This window comes from Roseburia sp. AF12-17LB, from assembly GCF_003479605.1.
In the GTDB taxonomy this organism is placed as follows: Bacteria; Bacillota; Clostridia; order Lachnospirales; family Lachnospiraceae; genus Roseburia_C; species Roseburia_C amylophila.
The window spans coordinates 1-5,258 of sequence record NZ_QUHR01000013.1; the positions used below are offsets into that span (position 1 = coordinate 1).

Below are 5,258 nucleotides of genomic sequence, written 5' to 3' on the forward strand. Positions count from 1 at the left end.
GAAAAAGATTGGAGATTACTTCAAGTCACTAAATGACCTTATCACCCTTCATCGGCGTGCGTATCACCATAAAAAAAGGAGGACTTACAAATGAATACAACGACAACTAACAACGCTACTACCCTATTCTGTGATTATTACAAGCAATGGATTACAGTCTATAAAGAAGGTGCTATCCGCCCCGTTACTATGAGCAAATACAATATGGCTCATCAGTGGCTTGAAAGGCTCACTCCAGAACTGACTATAGGTAATCTTGACCGTTTTGCATATCAAAAACTTCTTAACGACTATGCTACTTCTCATGAACGGCAAACTACCATGGATTTTCATCATCATCTAAAATGTGCAATCCTAGATGCTGTTGATGAAGGACTTATCCAAAGAGACCCAACGCGCAAGGCTATTATCAAAGGGAAAACTCCAAGAGAAAAAAAGCCAAAATACCTCAACCAATATGAACTTCACAAATTACTAGATAATCTTGATTTAAAATCAGAAGTAAATATGGATTGGCTCATTTTACTAATTGCAAAAACTGGAATGCGCTTTTCTGAAGCCTTGGCTCTTACACCAAAAGATTTTGACCTTTCACGCCAAATGCTTTCCGTTTCAAAAACCTGGGATTATAAGAATCACAGCGGCTTTCTTCCTACGAAAAATAAATCTTCTATTAGAAAAATTCCATTAGACTGGCAAACGGTAATGCAATTTGCGGAACTTGTAAAACAATTACCAGAAGACGAACCTATTTTTGTTAAAGGCAAAATTTATAATTCCACGGTAAACAACATTCTTGCCAGACATTGTAAAGAAGTAGAAATACCAATCATCTCTATCCATGGGCTTAGACACACTCACGCTTCTCTCCTACTGTTTGCTGGTGTATCTATCGCAAGTGTCGCAAGAAGATTAGGTCACTCTAATATGACAACGACCCAAAAAACTTATTTACATATCATACAAGAACTTGAAAGCAAAGATATTGATTTAATCATGAGATCTTTATCAAATTTGAACTAACAACTATACGCACGCCTTTATGATAATAGAAAGCTTGTAGCAATATGCTACAAGCTTTCTATAACTATGATTCAATTAATGGGCTTATTTCCGGCATAAGCACTTCTTTAAAATCTCTTATAAGTGCTCCATTAAATTTAAATTTAGGAAGTGCATCCAAAGTTGTATCTTTATACAATGCATAATCAGCAAGTTCTTTTAATTTATTTTCATTTGCCAATTCACCATCTTTATAATTATATGCCTCATATTTTACATCATCAAACGGAACAAACCATTTCGTTGCAAACTTTTCTATTTCTTTATCAATCGCAGCATAACGCATTTGATTAATAATAACTGAAACATCCTGCCCCATAAATCTGGCTTTATCCTGTTCAATTTCGTTTAATACCTGTAATAATAACTCACTCAATCTAGGATTATCCTCAGCAAATTCTTTTACAATCTCTTTTAATTGTAAAAGCTTGTGCTCAAATTCAACCTCATCAAATTCATTATCTTTTTGATCCAAAAATTCAACAAATCCCTGCAGTAATTCGACAATATACTCAAAATCTATCTTAAACTTGCTATATGCTACTAAATCATAATCATCTCTAATCGGGTCATCATCCGTATCATCTGGTGGATCTTTCTTTAATTCTTCCATCACATTATTATAAACTGCAGCATAATCTTCGTATATTTCCTGACTAAAATCAAATTTGTCCAACATCTGAGGTTGAAATGTCGAGAATGATTTTAAATGTGCATAATCATGATCTAAATCTCGAAATAGTTTAATAAATGTTTTCTTTTGCTTCTTAGATAATCCCATCACATCACTCGGCTCAGGAGCAAAAGTTCGTATCGTCTTTAATGATAAGATAAAGTCGTTAAAAACAGTATCCCAATCCTCCGCAATTGCTTGTCCTATACCACCCTTTGAATACAAAACAAGTGCATTATTTATTTTCTCCTTGTATTCCTTTGGGCTTCTAAATGTAACAATTTGTCCATACTCCTTATTCTGGTCATACAAACGATTTGTTCTTGAAAATGCCTGTATCAAACCCTGAGGACTCATCGGTGGTCTGTCAATAAAAAGTGTTGATAAACACGGTGCATCAAATCCAGTAAGCAACCGGTCTACAACAATTACAATATCTATCTGTTGTTCTCTATCTGTATAACGTTTTTCTTTTCTCGCCAGTCTATCATTTAAATTACCATTATATGCACTAAGACCATCAATTGTATATTTTGTTCCAAATATCTTGTTATAATAGGCAAGATATCTCTTCATAGCCTCCTGGTTAGCTTGTGATGCTTCTTCATTTTCGGATACTGAAAATGTAATTGCTACTTTAGGGAAATCTGGAAGAGCTTTTTTTACTTCATCACTAATTTTCAGTTCATCTTCACCTGATTTAATTTTCAAAAGCATCTCATAATACTTTTGTGCAACGGCTATTGACTCAACCGTAAGCATCGCCTCATAGGTTTTTCCTCTTCCATTTTGCATTCCAAATTTAGAAAGGGACTGGTTGATAATTATATTCAGGACATTCCGCATGTGATTTTCACTATGATAATACTTCTCTTCTTCCTCTTTTGGTATATCTTTAGGTCCAAGATTCTCAACATTAAATCCTAATACCGCACCATCATGAATAGCTTCTTTTATTGTATAACTATGGAGACATGGTCCATATAATTCCTCTGTAGTCTGTGGCAAATCCCCTTTTTGCTCATAACTATTTTGATCAAATATCGGTGTTCCAGTAAATCCAAACCAAATTGAATTGCTGAAAAATCTCTCTATGTCCCGTTTGGTCTGTGGCGTTACTGCCCTATGACATTCATCTACAACAAATGCAACTTTTAATGCCTTTATTTTGTCATATTCTTTCGTACCCTCTTTGAGACGCCGGTTAATCATAACCTGCATCTTTTGCCGCGTGGTTACAATCATCTGCCGGTTATCATCAGACAGTTTTTTTATCAAACTTCCAACATGCTCTGTATCATCTACATCAATTGTATCATTATTGGCATATGATTGAAATGCACCTTTTGTCTGCAAATCTAAATCCTTTCTATCAATCAGAAAGATTGTCTTTTGAATAGACGGTATATCCATCAAAAGATTTCTTGTTGCTTTATAAGATGTCATTGTTTTTCCAGAACCTGTTGTATGCCAAATAAATCCAGATTTTCCAGCCTTTGAAGCTTCGCGCATTGCTTCAATTGCGTGAATCTGATATGGTCTTAATATGAGTAACTTTTTCTTATCATTATCAAGTACAATATATTTTGTTACCATCTCATGCGCTTCTGGTATTCTAAGTACAGCCTGTGCGAAATCAATATAATCGCTCACTGGAATATTTTTTCTATCAATCCATCCTGTCAAAAATTTTTTATTTAATTCTGTGTCTCTGGCCGCTGAAAAATATTTGGTATCAATAGCATTACTAACTACAAACATTTGAACATTCGAAAAGATACCATGAAATTTTCCCTCTGCTATGTATTTCTTTATCTGGCGATATCCATCCATATAAGAATGTTCTTTATTTTTCAATTCAATATGAATTACCGGAATTCCATTAATTAGAAGAGTTACATCAAATCGTCTATCTCTTCCACTCTCATCATTTTCCTCCTTAAATGCCTGATACTGATTTATTACCTCATAAACGCTTGAGCCTCCAGCAACATGTTCATTATTCATTACTACGAGATGAAGTGTCTCACTTCCCCTTTGAACATGAACATATACCTTACCATTTTCTCCAACCATCCACTTTCCAGCATCATAAAAAGAAGCATGTGATACATCATTCTTTATCTTTGCAAATTCAGATTCACTAAGTGGAATATCATCAAGCTTTGCCTTATTATTCTGTTCAAGTATATATTTAAAATTATTCCACAAATCTTCTTCGGTTCTTAAATCCGGTCGATATGTCCATTGCGATTCACCGCTGCACAACTGCCCTATAAGCCGTTTTTCAATTATTGATTCTAACTCTGCCATAATCACTTATCCTTTCTGTGGAAACATATTCTGCAACATAAATTTTTTAACTTCTTTTATCTCATCACACTTACGTTGATGAAGGGTGATAAGGTTGTCTAACAATGCAAAATAGTCACCTATTTTAACCTGTTCATCATATTCAGGATATGAAATATCCAAATTGTTTACTTGTTCTAACGATAAATTAGGTTGTGCTCCAATCGTAGGATTTCTTCTTATAAAATCCTCTACAGCAGGTCCTTTCAATACTGTTGTGAGATATGGAATATATCCCTCGTTAGTTCTTATAATTGCAAGTGCTTGATTCGTATTTGCAGGTAAAATACTTGGTTTTACGACACTTACACGTCCTAATGTTCCTGCAATGGAAAACAGAATATCATTCTCTTCAAGTCTTGAACGCTTTAAATACCCTTCATGTTCTTCTACACTTATCTTTGACATAGAAGTAACTTCTCCATTATCAGTATCTATATTTTCTACCTTAACAAAATTCACTTCGCCATTACCAGACTTATCCTTTGGAGTAGTTCCTTTTGTGATAAGTGAACATAGTGTTCCCAACTTACGCTGTTCCCAATCGTCCGTAAATCCCGCAAATCGTATTTCTGGTTTTTTCTCATTTTTTTGTGGAAACATTTTTTGTAACATATATTTCTTCAATTTTTTTGTTTCATCACACTTACGCTGATGAAGGGTGATAAGGTCATTTAGTGACTTGAAGTAATCTCCAATCTTTTTCTGCTCATCAATATCTTGTGGCATCATCAATTCTGTTTTAAAGAAATCTGCTGGTGCAATATTCAACAATCCATGATTTCTAGCTCCTTCAGCTGCAATGGCCTGAATGTCTTTATGCCAATTACTAGTATCATAATAAGTTACTAGAAAATCGGAATTTACTTCTTCTTCATTTCTTATCTTGAACACAATATAAAGCGTTGATAATACGCCATTTTCATATTTATCGAGTCTTTTTATAGCCCCCCAAGGAGCATCGGTAGATGTACTCTTGTTATATGCAAATTCACCGTTATAAATCAAATAATAGCCACTAACATCTTTACTTGCCACACGTTTATCAAAGAATTCATTTTGATCAATAAGACCATATTGTGCCGATATTGTAAGCGGTAACTCAGATACTAAATCTTGATTTTTTCTAGTCACTCTTTCTACAATTTCTTCGAGCTTACGCTGTTCCCAA

At 34.3% G+C, this 5,258-nt stretch carries 3 protein-coding genes; 1 reads left to right on the forward strand and 2 read right to left on the reverse strand.

Annotated elements, in window-relative coordinates:
- Nucleotides 1–90: 90 nt before the first annotated feature.
- Nucleotides 91–1,023: a site-specific integrase gene (locus tag DWV68_RS12760; RefSeq protein WP_118665965.1), complete on the forward strand. Its 933-nt coding sequence runs from the start codon at nt 91–93 to the stop codon at nt 1,021–1,023.
- A gap of 64 nt (nt 1,024–1,087) precedes the next feature.
- Here DWV68_RS12760 and DWV68_RS12765 read toward each other — a convergent pair whose 3' ends face one another.
- Together DWV68_RS12765 and DWV68_RS12770 are read right to left on the reverse strand one after the other, a co-directional pair.
- Nucleotides 1,088–4,048 carry a type I restriction endonuclease subunit R gene (locus DWV68_RS12765; protein ID WP_118665967.1) on the reverse strand — a complete coding sequence of 987 codons (2,961 nt, stop codon included), beginning with the start codon at nt 4,046–4,048 and terminating at the stop codon, nt 1,088–1,090.
- 6 nt (nt 4,049–4,054) lie between these two features.
- The gene (locus DWV68_RS12770) at nt 4,055–5,221 is read right to left on the reverse strand and encodes a restriction endonuclease subunit S (RefSeq protein ID WP_442970109.1); all 1,167 of its coding nucleotides are present in this window, start codon (nt 5,219–5,221) and stop codon (nt 4,055–4,057) included.
- Nucleotides 5,222–5,258 lie beyond the last annotated feature (37 nt).

What these genes read in the sequence shown, in the direction of transcription:
- DWV68_RS12760 (WP_118665965.1), top strand. Translation starts at nt 91, where the DNA reads ATGAATACAACGACAACTAACAACGCTACTACCCTATTCTGTGATTAT.
- DWV68_RS12765 (WP_118665967.1), bottom strand. Translation starts at nt 4,048, where the DNA reads ATGGCAGAGTTAGAATCAATAATTGAAAAACGGCTTATAGGGCAGTTG.